The organism is Spongiactinospora rosea, from assembly GCF_003315795.1.
In the GTDB taxonomy this organism is placed as follows: domain Bacteria; phylum Actinomycetota; class Actinomycetes; order Streptosporangiales; family Streptosporangiaceae; genus Spongiactinospora; species Spongiactinospora rosea.
This window is the reverse complement of sequence record NZ_QMEY01000016.1, coordinates 64,176-85,132: the sequence shown is the minus strand read 5'-3', so window position 1 is coordinate 85,132 and position 20,957 is coordinate 64,176. Positions and strand designations below refer to the sequence as shown.

The 20,957-nt window shown below is 73.9% G+C and carries 19 protein-coding genes; 9 read left to right on the top strand and 10 right to left on the bottom strand.

Annotated elements, in window-relative coordinates:
• Positions 1 to 25 precede the first annotated feature (25 nt).
• The 3 genes from DP939_RS29685 to DP939_RS29675 are packed head-to-tail and all read right to left on the bottom strand — an operon-like array spanning position 26 to position 3,704.
• The gene (locus DP939_RS29685; protein ID WP_113984129.1) at positions 26 to 1,087 is read right to left on the bottom strand and encodes a sulfotransferase family protein; all 1,062 of its coding nucleotides are present in this window, start codon (positions 1,085 to 1,087) and stop codon (positions 26 to 28) included.
• A 44-nt stretch (positions 1,088 to 1,131) separates the two neighbouring features.
• Complete coding sequence (locus DP939_RS29680) at positions 1,132 to 2,082, bottom strand: CDP-alcohol phosphatidyltransferase family protein (protein ID WP_113984128.1); 951 nt, start codon at positions 2,080 to 2,082, stop codon at positions 1,132 to 1,134.
• 41 nt (positions 2,083 to 2,123) lie between these two features.
• The gene (locus DP939_RS29675) at positions 2,124 to 3,704 is read right to left on the bottom strand and encodes a glycosyltransferase family 2 protein (RefSeq protein WP_113984127.1); all 1,581 of its coding nucleotides are present in this window, start codon (positions 3,702 to 3,704) and stop codon (positions 2,124 to 2,126) included.
• Between the two features lie 143 nt (positions 3,705 to 3,847).
• Between DP939_RS29675 and DP939_RS29670 the strand changes: the two genes are divergently transcribed.
• Positions 3,848 to 4,345: a GNAT family N-acetyltransferase gene (locus DP939_RS29670; protein ID WP_113984126.1), complete on the top strand. Its 498-nt coding sequence runs from the start codon at positions 3,848 to 3,850 to the stop codon at positions 4,343 to 4,345.
• A complete protein-coding gene (pseI, locus tag DP939_RS29665; RefSeq protein ID WP_113984125.1) occupies positions 4,342 to 5,382 on the top strand; it encodes a pseudaminic acid synthase in 1,041 nt (346 codons plus the stop codon). The genes DP939_RS29670 and pseI overlap by 4 nt, the downstream gene beginning before the upstream one ends.
• A 27-nt stretch (positions 5,383 to 5,409) precedes the next feature.
• On the opposite strand, the gene DP939_RS29660 is transcribed toward pseI, so the two are convergent.
• Positions 5,410 to 6,372, bottom strand: a complete 963-nt coding sequence (locus tag DP939_RS29660; protein ID WP_113984124.1) for a PseG/SpsG family protein — start codon at positions 6,370 to 6,372, stop codon at positions 5,410 to 5,412.
• On the bottom strand, positions 6,369 to 7,100 hold the full coding sequence (locus DP939_RS29655; protein ID WP_113984123.1) for a cytidylyltransferase domain-containing protein: 732 nt from the start codon (positions 7,098 to 7,100) through the stop codon (positions 6,369 to 6,371). The genes DP939_RS29660 and DP939_RS29655 overlap by 4 nt, the downstream gene beginning before the upstream one ends.
• A 124-nt stretch (positions 7,101 to 7,224) precedes the next feature.
• Between DP939_RS29655 and pseB the strand changes: the two genes are divergently transcribed.
• Together pseB and DP939_RS29645 are read left to right on the top strand one after the other, a co-directional pair.
• Positions 7,225 to 8,208: a UDP-N-acetylglucosamine 4,6-dehydratase (inverting) gene (gene pseB / locus DP939_RS29650; protein ID WP_113984122.1), complete on the top strand. Its 984-nt coding sequence runs from the start codon at positions 7,225 to 7,227 to the stop codon at positions 8,206 to 8,208.
• A complete protein-coding gene (locus tag DP939_RS29645; RefSeq protein ID WP_113984121.1) occupies positions 8,208 to 9,332 on the top strand; it encodes a DegT/DnrJ/EryC1/StrS family aminotransferase in 1,125 nt (374 codons plus the stop codon). Before pseB ends, DP939_RS29645 begins: the two co-directional genes overlap by 1 nt.
• On the opposite strand, the gene DP939_RS29640 is transcribed toward DP939_RS29645, so the two are convergent.
• The 4 genes from DP939_RS29640 to DP939_RS29630 are packed head-to-tail and all read right to left on the bottom strand — an operon-like array spanning position 9,324 to position 14,780.
• Entirely contained in the window at positions 9,324 to 10,202 is an 879-nt protein-coding gene (locus DP939_RS29640) for a class I SAM-dependent methyltransferase (protein ID WP_113984120.1), read from the bottom strand. The two genes, DP939_RS29645 and DP939_RS29640, sit on opposite strands and share 9 nt — an antisense overlap.
• Positions 10,199 to 12,139: a glycosyltransferase family 2 protein gene (locus tag DP939_RS29635; protein ID WP_147268192.1), complete on the bottom strand. Its 1,941-nt coding sequence runs from the start codon at positions 12,137 to 12,139 to the stop codon at positions 10,199 to 10,201. Before DP939_RS29635 ends, DP939_RS29640 begins: the two co-directional genes overlap by 4 nt.
• 14 nt (positions 12,140 to 12,153) lie before the next feature.
• Positions 12,154 to 13,899: a class I SAM-dependent methyltransferase gene (locus DP939_RS45590; RefSeq protein WP_147268191.1), complete on the bottom strand. Its 1,746-nt coding sequence runs from the start codon at positions 13,897 to 13,899 to the stop codon at positions 12,154 to 12,156.
• The gene (locus DP939_RS29630) at positions 13,896 to 14,780 is read right to left on the bottom strand and encodes a hypothetical protein (RefSeq protein ID WP_113984118.1); all 885 of its coding nucleotides are present in this window, start codon (positions 14,778 to 14,780) and stop codon (positions 13,896 to 13,898) included. Before DP939_RS29630 ends, DP939_RS45590 begins: the two co-directional genes overlap by 4 nt.
• Positions 14,781 to 15,028: 248 nt before the next feature.
• Here DP939_RS29630 and DP939_RS29625 point away from each other — a divergent pair, with 248 nt between their 5' ends.
• From DP939_RS29625 to DP939_RS29605, 5 genes are read left to right on the top strand one after another with little or no spacing between them, the layout of a single operon-like run.
• On the top strand, positions 15,029 to 15,277 hold the full coding sequence (locus tag DP939_RS29625; protein WP_113984221.1) for an acyl carrier protein: 249 nt from the start codon (positions 15,029 to 15,031) through the stop codon (positions 15,275 to 15,277).
• Entirely contained in the window at positions 15,252 to 16,019 is a 768-nt protein-coding gene (locus DP939_RS29620; RefSeq protein ID WP_113984117.1) for an SDR family NAD(P)-dependent oxidoreductase, read from the top strand. Before DP939_RS29625 ends, DP939_RS29620 begins: the two co-directional genes overlap by 26 nt.
• Positions 16,016 to 17,383 carry an AMP-binding protein gene (locus DP939_RS29615; RefSeq protein WP_225878574.1) on the top strand — a complete coding sequence of 456 codons (1,368 nt, stop codon included), beginning with the start codon at positions 16,016 to 16,018 and terminating at the stop codon, positions 17,381 to 17,383. The genes DP939_RS29620 and DP939_RS29615 overlap by 4 nt, the downstream gene beginning before the upstream one ends.
• On the top strand, positions 17,380 to 18,432 hold the full coding sequence (locus tag DP939_RS29610; RefSeq protein ID WP_113984116.1) for a LuxE/PaaK family acyltransferase: 1,053 nt from the start codon (positions 17,380 to 17,382) through the stop codon (positions 18,430 to 18,432). The genes DP939_RS29615 and DP939_RS29610 overlap by 4 nt, the downstream gene beginning before the upstream one ends.
• Positions 18,429 to 19,655, top strand: a complete 1,227-nt coding sequence (locus DP939_RS29605) for an acyl-CoA reductase (protein ID WP_225878573.1) — start codon at positions 18,429 to 18,431, stop codon at positions 19,653 to 19,655. Before DP939_RS29610 ends, DP939_RS29605 begins: the two co-directional genes overlap by 4 nt.
• Here DP939_RS29605 and DP939_RS29600 read toward each other — a convergent pair.
• Positions 19,645 to 20,910: a glycosyltransferase gene (locus DP939_RS29600; protein ID WP_113984115.1), complete on the bottom strand. Its 1,266-nt coding sequence runs from the start codon at positions 20,908 to 20,910 to the stop codon at positions 19,645 to 19,647. The genes DP939_RS29605 and DP939_RS29600 overlap by 11 nt on opposite strands.
• Between the last annotated feature and the right edge of the window lie 47 nt (positions 20,911 to 20,957).

Below are 20,957 nucleotides of genomic sequence, written 5' to 3'. Positions count from 1 at the left end.
AATGTCGCGCCGGGGACAAGGACGTCTATTTGGCGGCCAGCTCCGGCGAGCCGGTGCGCTGCCTGGGCAGTCCGGCCAGGGCGAGCTGCCCGGTGGTGAGCTGCGCGCCGATCGGGTTCGGCTCGCGCATCCGGACGAACCGGTCGAAGGTCTTCTTCTTCATCCGGGACAGCTTGCGCCGCGCGGCCACCCGCTCATAAGCGGCGAGCCGTCCCATCGACGCCTTCTCCGCCCCGGACAGCTCATACCCGTACGCGGTGAGGCGGTCGGCCAGCACCGTCTCGCACAGCGAGATCTCCCACGGCTCCAGCCGGTGCCGCCAGCTTCCCGAACGCGAGGTGGTGACCTCGCCGTGGGTGCGCGAGTGCCAGGTCTTGCGCTCCGGCACCGCCACGTCGGCCATCAGGTGCGGCCGGCACATCGCCGGGTCGAAGTCCTCGCCGACGAACTCGCACACGCCCGCAAGCTCGGTCGCCGGGTCCTCGATGAGGTGCTCGTACTGCAGCTCGTAGTAGCTGCCCTGCGGCATCCGGTGCGCGCCGTGCCTGGCGAAGTCGATCGCCTCGGCCCAGCCGGACATCGCGCTGTAGACGTTCCCCTTGTACCAGGGCATCTCCTTCAGCGAGGCCACGCAGTCACGGCCGTCCCTGATCAGGTGGACGAACTGGGCGTCGGGGAACAGCCGCAGCAGCACCTCGATGTTCTGGAAGTAGGACGGGCGCTTGTCGCCCCACCGGGGCTTGCCGAACCGGCCGGCGTAGGCGCGCAGCACGATGCCGAGCGCGGAACCGAGCGTACCGGGGCCGTCCACGATCTGCCTGGTCACCTCCTCGCCGTCGAGCCCGAGTTCGTAGAAACGGGTCTGACGGCGGCTGACGACCCAGTCGGCGAGCTTGCGCCGCTGGCCGGGGTCGCGCAGGTCGCCGAAGGAGAGCCTGCGGTGGTAGGCGGCCATCATGAACCGCGTCTCCGGCGGGATCGCGATGTTGGCGTGCGAGTGCATCATGAGCTGGAGCATCGTGGTGCCCGAGCGCGGGCAGCCGATGATGAAGATCGGCCGGTCCGGCCGGGCGGGCTGTGGCTGCATCGAAGTGAATCCCCCGTGTGAAGAACTGTGGAACCTGGATCGGCTCAGCCGACGGACGGCGTGCCGACCCGGCGTTGTTCGCGGGCCGCCCGGCGTTCGGCCTTCTCGGCCTTGACGGCCAGGCGGCGCATGGTCCGTTTGAAGTCGCGGGTGGACATCCAGAGCTTGTAGACCAGGGCGCTCTCGAAGAGCATCAGCAGGCCCCCGGCCACCGCCACCGTGTACGGCACCGCCCCCGGCCCGAGCAGCGGCCCCACCACGAACACCGCCATCTGGTATTCGATCCCGCTGAACAGGTGGGTGCGGATGCGGCGGGCCAGCAGCATCTCCCTGGCCCGCAGGTACCAGGGGAACCGGGACCGGAACCCCGACTGCAGCCCCTCCTTGGCCCGTTGCCGCAGTTCGACGCCGTACTCCTCGGGCTCGTCCGGCTCCTCCGCCTGCCTTTCCGCCAGCCTCTCCGCCGAGGCGCTGTCCCCGGCGGCGGTCATGGCGGCGACCAGGCGTTCCCGCATCGCCCTGCGGACCTTGGCCATGTGCGGCCCGTTGAGGTACCGGAACAGGTCGAAGGCGATGATCACCGCCGCCAGGTAGGCGGCCTCGACCCTGCCGGTCTGCCGGTAGAGGCCGAACGACAGCGCGAACGAGCACATCACCAGGCGGACCTGGTCCAGGCTGAAGTCCAGCCAGAGCCCGAACGTCGTGCCGTTGCCCTTCAGCCGGGCCAGCTTGCCGTCCACGCAGTCGGCGATGAACCCCAGGTGGAAGCAGAGCGCGCCGAGGGCCAGGAACCCCCACTCCCCCACGCTGAAGCAGATCGCGGCGCAGACGCCGAGCACGAACGCGAGCCCGGTCACCTGGTTCGGTGTGATCGACGTACGGCCCGCCGCCCAGCGCACCAGACGGCAGGCGATCGGATCCACCAACAACACGGTCCACCAGGCGTCGCGTGCCTTGCATGCGGCACGCACATCCGCGAGCGAGTACGTCGTCATGACAGACAGCATGATGAGATCGGGCGTTGCGTCACTGCTGCCTAGCCACCTTGGGAAACTGTCCTGGCCGAGTCTTTACCGGCCTCTTGGGCAGCATCCCCGGCATCCCCGCCCTGCCCCGGTTCCCCCGCTTGCGCGCGGACTCTCCGGATACGGCACGGACCCGCCGGACGGCTCTCCTCCACCGCCAGCGGCGCGTCCGGGTCGCCGTCCCTGGCCATCAGGCGGACCTTGCGGACCCGCCCGCGCCGCCGCAGGCCGCCGGGCACCACGACCTCGACGTGCAGCCGCCAGGGGCCCTCGCCCTCGGCCAGCACGGCCGGGTTGACCTCGGCGGAGAACCGGCCGCCGGGTTCGGTGGCGTAGTCGATCGGGATCTGGGTCTTGGTGCCGATCTCCACCAGCCACAGCCGCAGGTCGGTGCGGGACTCCTCGACGGGCGTGATGTACGCGAACCCGTCCAGCCGCAACCGGCCGTCGCGGTATTCGGCGCGTTCGACGCGCGCCCGCAGCGCGATCTCGTCGGTCACGTCGAAGACGTCGGGCGGCAGCCTGCGGGCCCGGTCGCCGAAGTAGGGGTAGGCGGCGTACCAGCGGTAGGTCCTGCGGCCCCGCCGTACGACGTGGGCCTGGGCGGTGCGGCCCTCGTGGCGGGCCCGGCGTACCTCGGCGAGTTCGTCCGCCATGCGGTTGCGCAGCAGGTGCAGCTCCAGCCGGCGTACGGCGGGCAGCTCCCGGACCGCCTCCTCGCGCAGGCCGCCCGCGAAAGGCGCGGCCAGGTCCAGCAGCCGGGCCCGCGTCTCGGGGTCCTCGGCGGCGGTGACGGCGGCGGCGACGATGCCGAGGTCCCAGGTGGCGATCATGCCGTCCAGCGCGGGGCGCAGGCCGGGCGCGTGCTCGTCCAGGAACTCCTGGACGGCGTGCAGCGCGGCGACGCGCTGGGCGACGTTGGCGGGCTCCGAGCGGCGCTGGGTGATCGAGCCGCCGCCCTCCTCGCGCTCCCGCCACAGGTAGACGACGTCGGGCAGCAGGTCCACCCGGGAGGCGTGGACGTGCGCCGCGATGGCCACGGGCGCGTCCTCGTAGAGCCCCGCGGGGAACGCGAGGCCGTGCTCGGTCCAGAACGAGCGGCGGTAGACCTTGTTCCAGACGGTACGGTCCCTCATCAAGCCCTGATATCTGGTGATATGGGTGCGCTGCCGGATACGCCGGAACAACCGGGAGTGCAACGGCGAGGGCACCTCCCCCTCCGAGGTGATCCGCCGCACGCCGCCGCAGGCGATGTCCGATCCGGTGGCCTCCAGGCTGTGCACCAGCGCCCGGTAGGCGTCGGGGGGCACGACGTCGTCGGCGTCGGCGAACGCCAGGTACCTGCCGGTGGCCAGGCCGATGCCGAGATTGCGCGCCGGGCCCGGCCCCTGGTTGGCGCAGCGGACGAGGGTGAACCGGGAATCCCGGGCCGCGTAGCCCTTGGCGATCGCGTCGCATCCGTCGAGCGAGCCGTCGTCCACCATGACGACCTCGATGGAGGTCAGGGTCTGGGCCGCCAGGGACGCCAGGCACTCCTCAAGATAGTCCGCCACGTCGTGGAACGGCACGATGACAGTGAGCAATGGTTCCATGGCAGCCACGATGCCCCCGGCTGCCGTTGGTCGCCGCGCTCACTACCGGGCGCTGACCCGTACTTTGCGCAAGCCTTTGCCGGTCGTCACCAGCCGTTCTCGCTACGCTCTGTAGCAAAGTAATCGCGAGAGGTGATCGAGACATGTTGAGAGCGGCCGAGGAGCGCGACCTGGAGACCGTGCGCCGATGGCGCAACCACCCGCTGGTGCGGGCGGCCAGCTTCACCACCCACGAGATCCTGCCCGCCGAGCACGCCCGCTGGTGGGCCGGGGTGCGCGGCGACCCGTCCCGCCGGGTGCTGATCTACGGCGACGACCCGCCCGAGGGGGTGGTGACCTTCAGCGGGCTGGGCGGGTTCGACCGGGCGGCGAGCTGGGGTTTCTACCTGGACATCGCGGGCCTGGAGCGGGACGGCACGCTGCTGCGCGCGTGGGTGGGCATCGAGCGGGCGGCGCTCGGCCACGCCTTCGGCGCGCTCGGCCTGCTCACCCTGCGCGGCGAGGTGCTGGCCGCCAACACCGCGGTACGCGAGCTGCACCGCAGGTTCGGCTTCACCGAGACCGCCGTGTACCACCGCGAGATCGACGGCGTGTCCCGCGAGGTCGTCGGGATCCGCCTGGACCGGGAGGACGCGCGATGAAGATAGGCGGCAGGCCGATCGGCCCCGAGCATCCGCCGTTCGTGGTGGCGGAGATGTCCGGCAACCACAACGGCGACCTGGACCGCGCGCTGGCCATCGTGGACGCGGTGGCCGAGGCGGGGGCGCACGCGGTGAAGCTCCAGACCTACCGGGCCGACACCATCACCGTCGACTGCGACCTGCCCGCCTTCCGCATCGGCGAGGGGCATGCGCTGTGGGGCGGGCAGACCCTCTACCGGCTCTACGAGGGCGCGCACACGCCGTGGGAGTGGCACGAGCCGATCTTCCGCCGGGCACGGGAGCGCGGGCTGATCGCGTTCTCCTCGCCGTTCGACGCCACGGCGGTGGAGCTGCTGGAGTCGCTGGACACGGCGGCCTACAAGATCGCCTCGTCGGAGATCGTCGATCTGCCGCTGATCGAGCGGTGCGCGGCCACCGGCCGCCCGCTGATCATCTCGACCGGCATGGCGAGCGCGGGCGAGATCGACGCGGCGGTGGCGGCGGCGCGCGGCGCTGGCTGCGCCGAGCCGGTCGTCCTCGGCTGCACGGCCTCCTACCCGGCCCCGCCCGAGCACAGCGACCTGCGTGCGCTGCCGCTGCTGCGCGACCTCACCGGGGCGGTGGTCGGCCTGTCGGACCACACGCCCGGCATCGGCGCGGCGGTCGCGGCGGTCGCGCTCGGGGCGTGCCTGATCGAGAAGCATGTCACGCTGTCGCGGGCCGACGGCGGGGTGGACGCGGCGTTCTCCCTGGAACCGTACGAGCTGGCCGCGCTGGTGGCCGAGAGCGAGCGGGCCTGGCAGGCGCTCGGGCGGGCGCGCATCGGGCCGCGGCCCAGCGAGCGGGAGGGGCTGCGCTTCCGGCGTTCGCTGTACGTGGTGGCCGACGTCAGCGCGGGCGAGCCGGTCACCGAACGCAACGTGCGGTCCATCCGCCCGGCGGGCGGCCTGCCCCCGCAGGCGATCCCGCTGGTGATCGGCCGGACGTTCACCCGCGACGCCACCGCGGGCACCCCGCTGACCTGGGACCTCGTTTGAGCGCTCAGCGAGATCTCGTTTGATCGGTCAGCGGATGCGGGCCAGGGCGTCGGCGACGCGTTCGCGGCCGAGGCCGTCCACGACGCGACGGCCCCGCCTGGCGTACCTGGCCCGCCTTGCGGGCTCGGCCAGCAGCTCGCGCAGCGCGGGCACCGCCGAGGACGGGTCGTTGCCCGCGCCGAGGCCCGCGGCCAGGCCGCGCTTGGTGACCGCGTGGTAGCCGAGCAACTGGTTGTCGCGCACCCAGGTCAGCGCGGTGGGCACGCCGAGGTAGAGCAGCTCCCACACGGTCGTGCCCGCCGCGGTGATGACCAGGTCGGCCTGCGCCATCAGGCGGGGCAGCTCGTCGGTCGGCGGCAGCACCGAGATCGGCAGGCCGGGCGGCGGCACGACCGGCTCCGGGGCGATCACCGTGGCCGAGAACGGCACGCCGGTCGCGGCCAGCGCGTCCAGCCAGCCCATGGTCACGCCGGTGGCGTCGGTGCCGCCGAAGAAGCAGAGCACGTGCGGGATGCCCCCGGCGGGCACCGACCGGTGCCTGCGCACCTCATCGCGCAGCAGCACGTAACGGGTGCCGGCCAGCACCGGCAGCCCGGCGTGCCGGTCTTCGGCGCCGAGGTTCTGGTCCAGGTAGAGGTCGGCGGACTGGCCCCGGGTGTCGCCGTCGATGATCGCCAGCACCGGGATGCCCGCCCGGCGCAGCGCCATCCCGGTCTCGGGGGCGAGGTCGTAGGAGTCGAGCACGACCGCGTCGAGCCCGAGGCAGGCGGCCTGCGAGCCCAGGCCCTCCGCGCCCGGTTTGGCCGGGAGCAGCGGCAGGCCGCGGCGTTCGAGCTGGGCGGCGGCCCAGGGCAGGCCGCCCAGGTCGCCGAGGAACACCACTTCGGCGCCGCGGGCAGCAAGCTCCTCGGCCAGCGCCACGCAGCGCACCAGGTGCCCGACGCCGACCCCGGGGCCGGCGTCGCAGCGCACGCCCACCCGCCTGCTCACGCCTCCTGCAACGCCTTCTGCCGCACATGGGCGTTGATCCGGGCGATCTCCGGCCGCTCGCGCAGCCAGCGCACCAGCGCGCCGACCGGCGTCGGCGTGTCGCCGGTGTGCCCGGCGACCGCCTCGATGAGCCGCCAGTCGGCCTCGGTGTCGAGGGTGACCCGCAGGTCGGCGGCCGACGGCGGGTAGCTCAGGCCGAGCACCCGAAAGCGCTCGGGGTGGGTGTAGACGTAGGAGGTGACGTGCGCGCGGTGGTGGCCTTCGGCCAGCTCGTCGGCCGCCTCGAACGCGGCGCGCCCGACGATCTCCACGTCGGTGCCGCGCGGCAGCGTGCCGCCCAGGCCGGTGCCGAGGTAGTCGAGGCCGGGCACCGCCCGGTAGACGCTCGCGGCCTCGGCGATCAGGCCCGGATCGAGCAGCGGGCAGTCGGCGGTGAACCGCATCACCGCCCCGGCCGGCCGCCGCTCCCGCAACACGCCCGCGAACCTGCCGAGCACGTCATCGACGGGCCCGCGGTGGCAGGGCGCGCCGAGCCGCGCGCACTCCGCCGCCACGGCGTCGTCGGCGGGCTCGGTCGTGGTGGCCACCACGAGGTCGTCGAGCGCGCCCGACGAACGCGCCGCCCTGACCACCCAGCCGAGCACCGACCGCCCGGAAAGCTCCCGCAGGACCTTGCCGGGGAGCCGGGTGGACCCCATACGAGCTTGGACGATCCCGATAATACGCACCGTTGCCCCATTCCCCCGTGTGACAGTGAGTGCCTATCCGGTCGCGCTATGCTACCGGCTCGACCGGACCAGAACATCCGGCTGTCTGCAAAACACGGGCTTCAGAACACGGGGGAAGCAAGACGTGAGCGTTCTGACGGGATCATCGATCCTGATCACAGGGGGGACAGGCTCGTTCGGCAAGGAGTTCATCCGCTACGCCCTCGCCCGCCTCGCGCCCCGCCGCCTGGTGGTCTTCTCCAGGGACGAGCTGAAACAGTACGAGGCCCGCCAGAGGTTCGGCGACGACGAACGGCTGCGGTGGTTCATCGGCGACGTACGCGACCGCGACCGGCTGCTGCGCGCCATGCACGGCATCGACCACGTGGTCCACGCCGCCGCGCTCAAGCAGGTGGACACGGCCGAGTACAACCCGTTCGAGTACGTCCGCACCAACGTCGCGGGCTCCCAGAACGTCGTGGAGGCCGCGATCGACGCGGGGGTGCGCAAGGTCGTGGCGCTGTCCACCGACAAGGCGTCCAGCCCGATCAACCTCTACGGCGCGACCAAGCTGGTCGCCGACAAGCTGTTCGTCTCGGCCAACCACTACGCCGCCGGGCACCCCACGAGGTTCGCCGTGGTCCGGTACGGCAACGTGGTGGGCAGCCGGGGCTCGGTCGTGCCGTTCTTCCAGCGGCTGGCCAAGGAGGGCGGCAGCATCCCGCTCACCGACAAGCGGATGACCCGGTTCTGGATCACCCTGCCGCAGGCGGTGCGGTTCGTCGTGGAGTCCTTCGACATGATGCAGGGCGGTGAGCTGTACGTCCCGCGCATCCCCAGCATGCGGCTCACCGACCTGGCCGAGGCGCTGGCCCCGGACAGCCCGACCTACGAGATCGGCATCCGGCCCGGCGAGAAGCTGCACGAGGAGATGATCGCCCCCGACGACGGCCGCCGCACGCTGCGCCTGGCCGACCGCTACGTGGTGCTGCCGACCATCGCGACCTGGGGATACGTGCCGCCGCAGGCGGGCGAGACGCTGCCGGAGGGCTTCTCCTACCGCTCCGACGGCAATGACCAGTGGCTGACGGTCGCGCAGTTGCGCGAGATGGTCGCGGCGGGGTCGTGATGCTCCCCTACGGCAGGCAGTCCATCGACGGAGACGACGTGCGGGCGGTCTGTGACGTGCTGCGCGGCGACTGGCTGACCACCGGGCCGCAGGTGGCCGCGTTCGAGGCGGAGCTGGCCCGGTGGACCGGCGGGGTGCCGTGCGTGAGCGTCACCTCCGGTACGGCGGCGCTGCACACCGCCTACGTCGCGGCCGGGCTCGGGCCGGGCGATGAGCTGGTGACCTCGCCGCTGACGTTCGTGGCGACCGCCTCCACCGCGACCCAGCTCGGGGCCGAGGTGGTGTTCGCCGACGTCGAGCCGGACATCGCGACCCTCGACCCGGCCGCCGCGCACGCCGCGACGACCCCGCGGACCAAGGTCGTCACCGCGGTCGACTACGCCGGTCATCCGGCCGACTACGACGCCCTGCGCAAGGTCACCGACGCGGCGGGGGCGCTGCTGGTGTCCGACGCGGCGCACGCGATCGGGTCGCGCTACCGCGGCCGCCCGGTGGGGTCGGTGGCCGACCTCACCACGTTCTCGTTCTTCCCGACCAAGACGGTGACCACGGCGGAGGGCGGCGCGGTGGCCGCGATCGACCCGCGCAGGCTGGAGGCCGCCGCCCGGTTCCGCAACCACGGGCTGGTGCGCGACCGGGCGCTGCTGCGCCACCCCGATGAGGGCGGCTGGCATCAGGAGGTGACGGCGTTCGGGCTCAACTACCGGCTGCCCGACGTGCTGTGCGCGCTCGGGGTGAGCCAGCTTCGCCGGCTGCCCGCCTTCCGGGCGCGCCGGGCCGCGCTGGTGGCCCGGTACGACGCCGCGCTCGGCGGGCTCGACGGGCTGGCGATCCCGGCGCGCCGGGCGTACGCCGACCCGGCCTGGCACCTCTACCCGGTGCGGGTGCGCGGCGGGCGCAGGCGCGAGGTGTACGACCGGATGCGCGCGGCGGGCATCGGCGTGCAGGTCAACTACATCCCGGCGTACTGGCACCCGGCCTACGAAGACCTCGGCTACCGGCGCGGGATGTGCCCGCACGCCGAGGCGTACTACGCCGAGCAGCTCTCGCTGCCGCTGTATCCCGGCCTGACCGACGCCGACCAGGACCGCGTGCTGGCGGAGCTGCTGGCGATCCTAACGTGACCTGCGCCGCCGCAGCCTGCGGCGCACCGGCTTGGGCAGCAGCATCCGCAGCAGCCTGCGGTGCAGCGGCCTGCGCCGCCTGCGCGCCGTCCTGGTGTTCCAGCGCGGGGCCACCGGCCCGGGGTCGGCGGGCTCGGCGGGCAGCGGGAGGGTCTGCTCCCGCTCCTCCTCCTCGGCGGGCTCGGGCAGCGGCTCGGGGTCGGGCCTGCGGTCCAGGTGGACCACCGTGCGCCCGGCCACCTGCTCGGCGTGCGAGGCCCACTCGTCGGCGCGTCCGCCCAGCCAGCGGGTCAGCTCCTCCTGCACCGCCCCGGAGTCCCCCCAGGTGCCGTAGAACTTCTGCGGGGTCAGGCAGATCGGCCGCAGGCCGTGCGCGGTGACCGCCTCCCAGACGGCGGCGGCGATGCCGGGCGCGCCCTCGAAGCGGTAGTCGTCCACGGCCACGATGCCCTCGGGCAGCAGCAGCTTGCGGGCCGCGGCGAGGTCGTCGCGGACGTCCTCGTACGCGCGCGAGGCCGCCAGGTGGGCGAACCTGCACGAGTCGGGCTCGACGTGGTCCAGGATGACGGCGGCCGGTCCCTGCACGATCTCCGGCAGCCGCTGGTGGAAGGCCAGGTAGTTGGCCTCGAAGCCGCCGCGCAGCGCCTCGGGCTCGAACGGGTCGCACACCACGAACCGTTCCTCCTCGCGGCGATGGCGGCCGATCAGGATGGCGCTGCGGCCCTGGCCCGCGCCCAGCTCCACCAGGTGGCCGGGGGTGAAGAAGCGGCCCTGGTAGCCGAGCAGCCAGTCGAAGACGCGCATGTCGGTCTCGGTGAGCCGGCCGGGTATGTTCGCAAGCGTCCAGGGCGCCGCGGGCAGTGCGGTCATCGCTGATCGATCCTTTCTCTGAGGACAAGGTTGCAGTTGCCGGACCGCGTCACCACGAACCGGCGGCGGTCGGCCTCCCCCTCGACGTGCTCGGCGGAGTCGAAGGCGAGCGGTACGGTACGGGCGTCGCGGTGGCGCAGCGCGAACCGCCAGGCCGGGCCCGCGCCGATGCCGCCCAGCGGGATGTCGGCGGTGAACCGGCACATCCCGGCCCGCACCCGTCCCACCTCGGCGGGGAAGGCGACCTCCCTGCCGCCCGCGGCGTCGTCCTGCGGCAGCAGGGCGACCTCGGCGGGCGGCGGCACGTCCGCGCGGACCCAGCCGGAGATGGTCAGCCCGGCCCTGCCGGGGACGCAGCGGGTCACCGCCGCCCCGGCGCAGCGGACGCGCAGCCGCAGGCGGCGGTGGTTGCCGACGCACGGGATGATCCACAGGCCCGCGCCGAGCCGCAGCGGGCCCTTGCCGAAGACGGGGTCGGAGGCGGGGGCGGTGAGCCCGGCCGACAGGGTCAGGCCGTGGCCCTCGAGGTCGGCGCGGATCTGCCAGGCGCCCTCGGCCTTGGGGCCGTCGGCGAGCGGCAGGGCGCGGCCGAGGTCCAGGTCGAAGCCGATCCCGTCGGCGTCGGCGGTGATGCCCGCGGCCTCGGCGTACTCCCGCGCGCCGGGCGCGAGCCGCCACTGGCCGAGCGGCACGGCCCGCCCTTCGCGCCCGCCCTGGCGCAGCGCCAGTTTCAGCCTGGCCCCCGCGAGGTCGTCGAGCGCCGCCCCGGGGAGCCAGATCCGGCCCTGGGCGCGCAGCCCGCCGGTCTGGAAGCACAGCCGCTCGACGCTGCCGCGCAGCCGCAGCTCGCCGGTGACCTCGTGGGTGTCGGCGGGCAGCCGGCGGTCGCCGCGCAGCGGGTAGTCGGCGTACCAGCGGCGGCGGGTCACCCCGCCGGGGCGTACCCGGACCTCTGTGGCCGTGGCCTGTTCGGCGAAGGCGAGCGCCGAGCGCAGCTCGGGGATCATCCGGCGGTGCAGCAGCCGCAGCCGCAGCCGGGTCAGCGCGGGCACGGCCCGCCAGGTGGTCTCGTCTACGCCGTCCAGGTAGCCGCAGGCCAGGTCGAGCAGCCGGTCCCGGTCGGGGCCGGTGAGCACGGCGGCGGCCTCGGCCGCCACCAGCAGGTCGATCTCCATGGACTCGGCGTCCAGCGGCGGCTTCAGCTCCGGGGCGTGCCGGGCGAGGAACGCGGCGGTCTCGGCGACCGACAGCAGCCGGTCGCGTACGTTGTCCGGCTCCAGGCGGCGCTGGGTGATCGAGCCGCCGCCGTCCTCGCGTTCGCGCCAGTGGTAGACGGGCTCGGCGTGCACGTCCACCCGGGAGGCGTGTACGTGCGCGGGGATCATCACCGGCTGGTCCTCGTACATCCTGGCCGGGAACGACAGCCCGCGGGCGTCCCAGAACGCGCGGCGGAAGACCTTGTTCCAGGCCATCCGGTCGCGGACCAGGCCGGGGTGCTCGGTGATGTGCGTGCGCGGCAGGGTCCGGGCGAACGCCTCGCGGTGCGCCCACGACTGCGTCAGCCTGCCGTCCTTGAGCCGCCGCACGTTGCCGCAGGCCAGGTCGGAGCCGGTGCGTTCCAGTGAGCCGACCAGCAGGTCGTAGGCGCCGGGCGGCACGATGTCGTCGCTGTCGGCGAAGGCCAGGTAGCGGCCGGTGGCGGCGGTCACCCCCGCGTCGCGGGCCGGGCCGAGCCCGGCGTTCGGCCTGGTCAGCACCCGGAACCGCGGGTCGCGGGCCGCCCAGCCGGCGACCACCCCGGCGCTGCCGTCGGCGGAGCCGTCGTCCACGCAGATCACCTCAAGGTCGGTGAGGGTCTGCGCGGCGATCGAGGCCAGGCAGGCGGCGATGTACTTCTCGACGTTGTAGAACGGGACGACGACGGACAAGAGCGGCACGTCGGTACTCCTCCTCAGCCTCGCCTCACCAGGCGGGCACCGGTTCGCAGCGGCCAGGTGACGCCTCGGACCGCGCGGTGCGCGAAGGTCCGGCGCAGGGCGGCCACCTTCTTCCTGGTCCTGCGCAGCTTGCGGCGCATCCGGCGCAGTTCGCGCTCGCGGACGGTCAGCTTGACCTCCAGCCGGTCGATCCTGGCCTGCGCGGCGGTCAGCGTCTCGCGCATCCGCTCGCGGACGGCCAGCACCTCCCGGTAGGTCTCGGGCGGGCCGGAGAGTGGACCCGCGGCCTGGTCGGGGGTGCCGAGCGTGCGGGCGATGTCGGCGTCCAGCGCCCTGGCCTCGGCCAGGTCGTCGGCGTCGTACGGCAGGGCGCACAGCGCGAGCAGGGTGCCGGTGAGGCGTTCGGCGTCGAGGTCCCACGGCCAGGGGTGATGGTGGCCGCCGGACAGCAGCGAGTCGGCGAACCGCCACACCAGCCGGGTCAGCGCCACCGGGATCGGCACCGGACCGGCCAGCGACCAGCTCGGGTCGATCCGGTGGACGCGGTCGCCGTCCCAGGTCAGGTCGTCGGTGGTGACGAACGCCAGGTCGCCGGGGAGCATGCCGTGCTCGGCGCGTCCGGCCAGCTCGCCGGTCACCGCGCGCAGCGTCCGGCGCACCTGCTTGACGTCGTCGGCGGCGCAGGCGGCGCGCAGGAGCTCGGTCAGCGGGCGCCCGGGGGGCAACGGCCCGTCCAGCGCGGCGGGATCACGCCGCAGCCGGTCCAGCCCGATCGCCGCGGCGGCGGGCAGCCCGCGCCGCCACCAGCCGCCGAGATCGGCGTCGTAGGTCAGCTCGCAGACGCGCAGCCACGGCTCCTCGCACACCGTGTCCTCCACCAACGCCACCGGCCCGCCTCCACTGGTCCCTCCGGCACGGTGGGCGAGGGTGATCCAGAGGGGGGCGAGGCGGTCGGCGAGGCCGTACCGGAACGCCTTGGCGACCAGGCGCGCGGGGTCGGCGACCGGGCGGCCGTCGCGGGCCGGGCGGGCGCAGGCGGTGACCAGCGCCTCGGGCGGCGCGACGCCGCCGGTCAGCAGCTCGGCCGGGAGCAGGACGCGCGGATCGGCGGCGGTCGGGAAGGCCGCGTAGCCCGCGCCGGGGGTCAGCCCGTGCGCGGCCAGCTCGCCGGCCGTGGCGGCCAGGCTCACCGGGGCGGTCGGGTCGGACCCGGGCGGGAGCCAGTCGCCGTCGCCCCGGGCGTACGGCGCGGCCTCGATGAACGCGTCGATCCCGAGGTCGTTGCGCCCGGCCAGGACCAGCGTGCCGCCGGGCGCGACCAGCCGGGCGACGTCGGCCAGCGTGTCGCGCCAGGTTTGTACGGGCACGTCGGCGGGGTGCACCCGGCCGAGCCCGTCCAGGGCGCAGACCATGTCGAACGGCGGCAGGTCGGGCAGCTTGTCCAGCCGCCCGCAGTACACCGTGAACCCGGGCCGCCCGGCGTGGGCCCGGCCGAGCCGGCAGGCGTCGGGGTGAGAGCGGAGCACCGCGGCCACCGTGCCCGCGCGCCCGGCCACCCAGGAGACGAAGTCCGCCGGATGCGGCCCGATCAGCAGCACGCTCCCGTCACCGGGGGCCAGCCTGCGGATCAGCTCGCGCACGGCGTGCCCGCGCCGCGCCCGGACCGCCCCGCCCTCCGGGCGTTCGTCGGACCAGAGGAGCATCTCGCCGCCGATGAGGCGGACGTTGGGCGGGGTGTCGTGGTCTTGGCGGGTGGTCATGCGCATCGCTCCCGTTCGACGACCAGGAGGCCGCGGTGGCGGGTGACGCGGCGGACGGGGTCCCAGCCGAACAGGGCGCGCAGTTCCTCCGGGCCGGTGATGTGGGCGAAGCCGAGTTCGTGGTCGGCGATGTCGCGGGCGGTGCGGGCGTCGATGGAGAAGCCGTGCAGCTCCGGCCACTGGCGCAGGCGGCGGGCCGTGCCGCCGTACTCGGGCCGCTCCTCGGCCAAGGTCATCGGGTCGCCGTAGACGGCGACGTCGCAGCCGACGGACGCGCCGTAGAAGATGGCGCTGGTGAGCCGGTTGGAGGCGACACGCCGGTGGCGGCGGAGTTCGGTGAGCTGGTGGCGGAGGAAGTCGCGGCCCTTGGCGTCCCATCGGGAGCCGCGCTCGCCATGGCAGATCACCCGGAAGCCCGCCTTTTCATACCATCTCCGGATCTCGGGGTTGCGGTATTCGAGCCAGTACAGGCACACCGTCACCGGCCCGGTCTCGACGCTCCTGATCTCGCCCACCAGCCGGGCGTGGTCGCCGTGCACGGCGGCCTTCTCCCAGCCGTGGAACGGGTACCAGATCGTGCCCTCGCGCACCGGTGTCCGGCCGAGATCGGGTTCCATGGTCAGCAGGTACGCCCACGGCGAGCCGATCACGTAGTGCCCGCGCCGCCCCATCGACCAGCCGCGCCGGGCCAATGGCTCCGACCACACGAACCGCGGGTACCCCGGCGTGCACCAGTGGTCGTTCGGCGGAAACCCGTGCAGGTAGTTCCAGCCGTGCTGCACGAAGCCCCGGATGCGCGGTACATGGTGCCGCCCCCGGCTGATCCCACAGTATTTCGCGAATATCCGTGAATGCCCGTACCAATGATTGGACTCGTCCATCACTCCCCCAAGCGCGTGAACGGCGCTGCCACGCCGCCACGACGATGGCAGCCCGCCACTCGCGGCGCGGCGCCCTATACGCTTCCATTACCTTGAGGAGAAACGCACAGTAACCACCTTGTTGCGCATAGCAACCCTAACCCAACCTCCGCCGCGGAGCCCGCATCCGCAACGCGGCCGTTCCGCGTCGCCGAGTTGGCTACACTCCGTAGGCACATGAACGCGTAGAGGAAGTCGGGGTGAACGTCATGGATCCGGTGGAGCGGCTGCGCGGCGTCTTCATGCGCACGCTCGGCCTGCCCGAGGGGGCCGCGGTCGACGGGCTGGAGTACCGCTCGATCCCGCAGTGGGACTCACTGGCCCACATGTCCCTGGTGGCGGCCATGGAGGACGAGTTCGACATCATGATCGACACCGACGACGTGCTCGACATGAGTTCGTTCACCAAGGCCACCGCGCTGCTGGTCAAGCATGGCGTCCCCGTCCCGGCCCGCTGACCCCGCGCCGGGGCGGGTCGTACTGGTCACCGGCTCCTCGCGGGGCATCGGCCGGGCGGTGGCCCGCGCGCTCGCGCTGGCCGGGCACACCGTCGTCGTGCACGGCCGCACGCAGGGGCCCGCGGCGGAGGCGGCGGCCGAGCTGGCCGCCCAGACCGGGGCCGAGTTCGACACCGTGCACGGCGACGTGGCCGACGCCACGGCGGTGGACCACATCATGCGCGAGGTCCACCGGCGGCACCGGCGGCTGGACGGGCTGGTGATCAACGCCGGGGTCCACGAGGCCGCGCTGCTCGGCATGCTCGGGGCCGCCGCCGTCGAGCGGTTGTTCCAGGTCAACGCCATGGGCGCGGCCCACACCCTGCAGGCGGCGGCCAAGCTGCTGCGCCGCGGCGTCCAGCCCGCGGCGGTGCTGCTGTCGTCGGTGCTGGGGGTGCGGGGCGCGGCGGGCCAGGCGATCTACTCGGCGACCAAGGCCGCCGTGATCGGGCTGACCCTCGCCGCCGCCAAGGAGCTGGGGCCGATCGGCGTGCGCGTCAACGCGGTCGCGCCCGGCTACATCGCCACCGACATGCTGTCCGGGCTGGACGACGCGCACCGCGAGGAGGTCGCCCGGTCCACCGCGCTGCGCAGGCTCGGCACCCCCGACGACGTGGCCGCCGCGGTGGCGTTCCTGCTGTCGCCCGCCGCGTCGTTCGTCACCGGCCAGGTCCTCGGCGTGGACGGCGGGGTGGTCGTGTGATCCATCGGCCCTGGGTCCCGCATCCCGGCGCGCGGCTGATCGACGCGGCGAGCGGGGCCGAGCTGGCCGGCGGGGCGCTCTGGGACCGGATCGAGCGGGCGGCGGCGGAGCTGTCGGCGCTTCCCGAGGGCGTGCTGTTCAGCCCGGCGCCGCCGAGCGTGCCCGCCGTGCTGCGCTACCTGGCCGCGCTCGCGTCCGAGCGCCCGATCGCGCTGCTGGACCCGGCGATCCGCGCCGACGTACTGCTCGGCCTCATCGACCGGTACATCCCGGCCGTGGTCGCCGACCCGCCCGCCGGGCTGGCCGCCCCCGCCGGATACCGCGCCACGGCCGACGGCTGGACCCGCGCCGACGCGCCCGAGCCGCACCCCGACCTCGCGGTGCTGCTCACCACCTCCGGGTCCACCGGCAGCCCCAAGCTGGTCCGCCTGGCCAAGGACGCCGTGCTGGCCAACGCCGGGTCCGTGGCCCGCGCGCTCGGCCTGACCGACCGCGACCTGTGGCCCACCACGCTGCCGCTGCACTACACCTACGGCCTGACCACCCTCAACTCCCACCTGGCGGCCGGTGCGGGCGTGCTGCTCACCGCCCACGGCCTGCTCGACCGTGAGTTCTGGGACGCGGCCGACGCCTTCGGGGGCACGTCGCTGGCCGCCGTGCCCTACCAGTTCGAGATGCTGCGCAGGCTGCGGTTCGACGCGGCCGCGCACCCGGCGCTACGCATGATCACCCAGTCCGGCGCGCGGCTGCGCGGCGACCTGGTCGCCGACTTCGCCGCGCGGATGGCCCGCGGCGGCGGTCACCTGGTCAAGATGTACGGCATGACCGAGGCCCCGCGCATCGCGGTGCTGCCGCCCGAGCACCTGGCCACGCGCCCCGGCTCGGTCGGCCGGGCGGTGCCCGGCGGCGCGCTGTCCATCGACGCCGGGCCCGGCGGGGAGGGCGAGGTCGTCTATCGCGGGGCCAACGTGATGATGGGCTACGCCGAGTGCGCCGCCGACCTGGCCCGCGGCGACGACCTGGGCGGCGTGCTGCGCACCGGCGACCTCGGCCGCCTGGACGACGGCTTCCTCTACCTCACCGGCCGGCGGCGGCGCATCGGCAAGGTGTTCGGCGTGCGGGTCGGCCTGGACGACATCGAGGAGTTGCTGCGCGGCCACGGGCCGGTGGCGGCGGTGGCGGGCGATGACCGGGTGGTGGTGTTCGCCGAGGCGGCCACCACGGCGAGCGGGCGGGAGCTGGCGCTGACGCTGGCGGGCCGCACCGGCGTCCACTGGAGCGGCTTCGACGTGCGGGGCGTGCCCAAGCTGCCGCTGCTGGCCTCCGGCAAGATCGACTATCGGGCGCTGGAGGCGGAGCTGTGACGGTGTTCACGCTGCCGCAGGCGGTCAAGGAGGCCAGGCTGGTCCCCGAGCTGGCCGCGCTGACCGAGCGGCACCGGACGGCCTGCCCGCCCTACCGGCGGGTGCTGGCGGCGCTGGGACACGCCCCGCCGTACGACTCGGTGGCGGCGCTGCCGTGGCTGCCGGTGCGGCTGTTCGCCACGCACGAGCTGAAGAGCGTGCCCGACGAGGCGGTGTTCCGGGTGCTGACCTCCAGCGGCACCACGGGCGGGCCGCCGAGCCGGGTGTTCCTGGACCGCGCCGCCGCCGCCGCGCAGGCGCGGGCCCTGGCCGCGACGCTGCGCGCGGTGCTCGGCGAGCGGCGGCTGCCGATGCTGGTGATCGACTCCCGTTCGGTGACGCGCGCGGCGGCGCTGAGCGCCCGGGGCGCGGGCGTCCTCGGCATGATGAACTTCGGCAGGGACCACACCTTCGCCCTGGACGACGACGGCGCGCCCGACCTCCACGCCGTACGCGGCTTCCTGGCCCGGCACGCGGGCACGCCCTACCTGATCTTCGGGTTCACCTTCATGACCTGGCGCCACCTCTACCGGCCGGCCCGCGAGCACGGCCTCGACCTGTCCGGCGGGGTGCTGATCCACTCCGGCGGCTGGAAGAAGATGGCGGACGAGGCCGTGGACAACGCGGTCTACCGGGAGCGGTTCGCCGCCGACACCGGCCTGACCCGCGTCCACGACTTCTACGGGATGGTGGAGCAGATCGGCACGATCTTCCTGGAGGGCCCCGACGGCGGCGGCCTGTACTGCCCCGGCTTCGCCGACGTGGTGATCCGCGACCCGGTGACCTGGCAGGAGGTCCCGCCGGGCACGCCCGGCCTGATCGAGGTGGTCAGCACACTGCCCACCTCCTACCCCGGGCACGCGGTGCTGACCGAGGACATGGGCGTGGTCCACGGCGTGGACGACGGCGTGTGGCCGGGCAAGCGCTTCTCGGTCCTCGGCAGGCTGCCCCGCGCCGAGGCCCGCGGGTGCAGCGACACCTTCCGCGCGGTCGGCGAGGAGGCCGCGTGAGCGTGCGCCGCCTGTTCCCGCCCGGCCCCGACGTCCCGGCCGGTGAGCTGGTCAAGGGGCTGACCGCCGAACCACCGGGCGGGCCGCTGGTGGTGGGCGACGAGCGGATCAGGGCGTTCCTGGAGTCGGTCTCGCGCCGCCTGGTCGCCCCGGCGCTGGCCCGCCGCCATCCCGAGCTGACCGCGCTCGGCTACTTCCTGCGGCGTTCGGCCGTCACCCGCACGCTCGACGCGCTGCGACCCGGCGACCCGGCGCGGCTGCGGGTCCCGCGCGGGCTGGTCTTCCACGTCCCGCCCGCCAACGTGGACACGCTGTTCGTCTACTCCTGGGCGCTGTCCGCGCTGTCCGGCAACCACAACGTCGTACGCCTGTCGCCCCGGGCGGGCGGCCCCGCGCTGACCGTGATCGGGATGCTGCTGGACGCGCTCGCCGACGCCCACCCGGCGGTGGCCCACTCCCAGCGGGTGATCGGCTACGACCGTTCGGCGGAGGTGACCGGGCTGCTGTCGGCGGCCTGTGACCTGCGGGTGATCTGGGGCGGCGATGACTCGGTACGCGAGATCCGGCGGCACCCGCTGGCCCCGCACGCCCGCGATGTGACCTTCCCGGACCGCTCGTCGTTCGCGGTGATCCGCACCTCCTGGTGGCTGGACGCGTCGCCGGGCGCGCGCGGGCAGGCCGCCGAGGGCTTCGCCAACGACGCGTACTGGTTCGGGCAGGCCGCCTGCGCCTCGCCGCGCACGATCTTCTGGGTCGGCCCTGGCGACCACGCCGGTCCCGCCCGTGACCTGGGCGAACGCCTGGCGACGCTGGCCCGCGACCGCTGGCCGGTGGATCCGGCGATGGCGGTGCGCAAACGCGTCGCCGCCTACGGGCTGGCCGCCGACGGTGTGGCCGCCCGGCTGTCCTTCCACGGCAACGAGGTGACCGCCGTCGAGTTGCGCGATCCCGCCGCGCTCCCCCGCCACTGGCTGGGCGCCGGCGTGTTCGCGCACGCCAGGCTCGACTCCCTGGACGGACTGCTGCCGGTGGTGCGCCGCGCCGACCAGACGATGACCCACCTGGGCTTCGACGCGGCGGAGCTGCGGGCGCTGGCCGAAAGGCTGGCCGGGCGGGGCGTGGACCGCATGGTGCCGGTGGGCTCGGCGCTGCGTTTCGACGGCGTGTGGGACGGCATGGACCTCCCGGCCGAGTTCACCCGGCTGGTGACGGTCAGCCCGTGAGCGCGGCGGGCCGGTCCCTGAATACCCAGCGGTCCAGTACGGCGAAGCGCACGATCGTCATCGCCACGTAGGCGAGCAGCAGCACGGCCACCTCCAGGGCCCGCCCGTGCCCCGGCAGGGCGTGCACGGCCGTGACCACCACGGTGGTGGTGAACAGGTAGTTCACCACGAACAGCAGTCCCGCGCGGGAGTGGACGCGGGTCCGCGCGCCGCCGCGCCTGCCGAACGTCCAGCGCCGGTTCGCCTCGGTGTTGGCCGCGGCGGTCACCGCGAGCGCGGCCAGGTTGGCCCACTCCGGTGACCACACCGTGCGCAACGCCGCGTACAGCGAGGTGTGCGCGATCGTGGACACCACGCCGATCAGCGCGAACGACACCAGCTTGGCCAGCAGCGGGTTGGTCGCCGGGGCGACCACCGCGTCGGGGTGGACCGGCGCGAGTTCGCGGCGCGGCGGCAGGTCCACCCGGCCCTGGCCCGCCGACATGCGCCGGGCGACGCGGACCATGCCGCGGATGTCCTGCCAGGCCGTGCCGACCACGTTGACCCGCGAGTCCACGTCCTCGAACCAGTCCACCGGCGTCTCGTGCACGCGCAGCCCGTTGTGCTCGGCGAGCAGCAACAGTTCGGTGTCGAAGAACCAGGCGTCGTCCTGGACGCGCTGGAGCAGCGGGCGTACCACGTCGGCGCGTACCGCCTTGAAGCCGCACTGCGCGTCGCGGAACCCCGTGCCGAAGCTGAGCCGCAGCGCCAGGTTGTAGCAGCGTGAGATCAGTTCCCGCCGGGCCGTGCGGCGCACCCGCGAGGACCTGGCCAGCCGGGAGCCGATGCCGATCTCGGAGTGCCCGCTGACCAGCGGGGCGACCATCGGCAGCAGGGCGTCCAGGTGGGTGGACAGGTCCACGTCCATGTACGCGACGATCTCGGCGGGGCTGTGGCTCCAGGCGTGCCGCAGGGCCGCGCCGCGCCCGCGCACCTCGATCCTGGTCGCGTGGACGTCGGGCAGCCGGGCGGCGAGATCCCGGGCGATGTCCCAGGTGGCGTCGGTGCTGCCGTTGTCGGCGATGGTGATCCGCCAGGTCAGCGGGAACGTGTCGCGCAGGAAGGCGTGCAGCGTCTCGACACAGCCGGGCAGCGCGCGTTCCTCGTTCAGCACCGGGATCACGATGTCCACCGTGGGCGGCTTGACCGCTACGTCGGTATCGCGCGTGCCCGGTACGCATGTGGTGACGGCGTCCTCGACGGCGTTCTCCCCCATCGGGCACCTCCGGCTGTCGTCACTGGCGGTTTCCCGGTCAGTCTCGG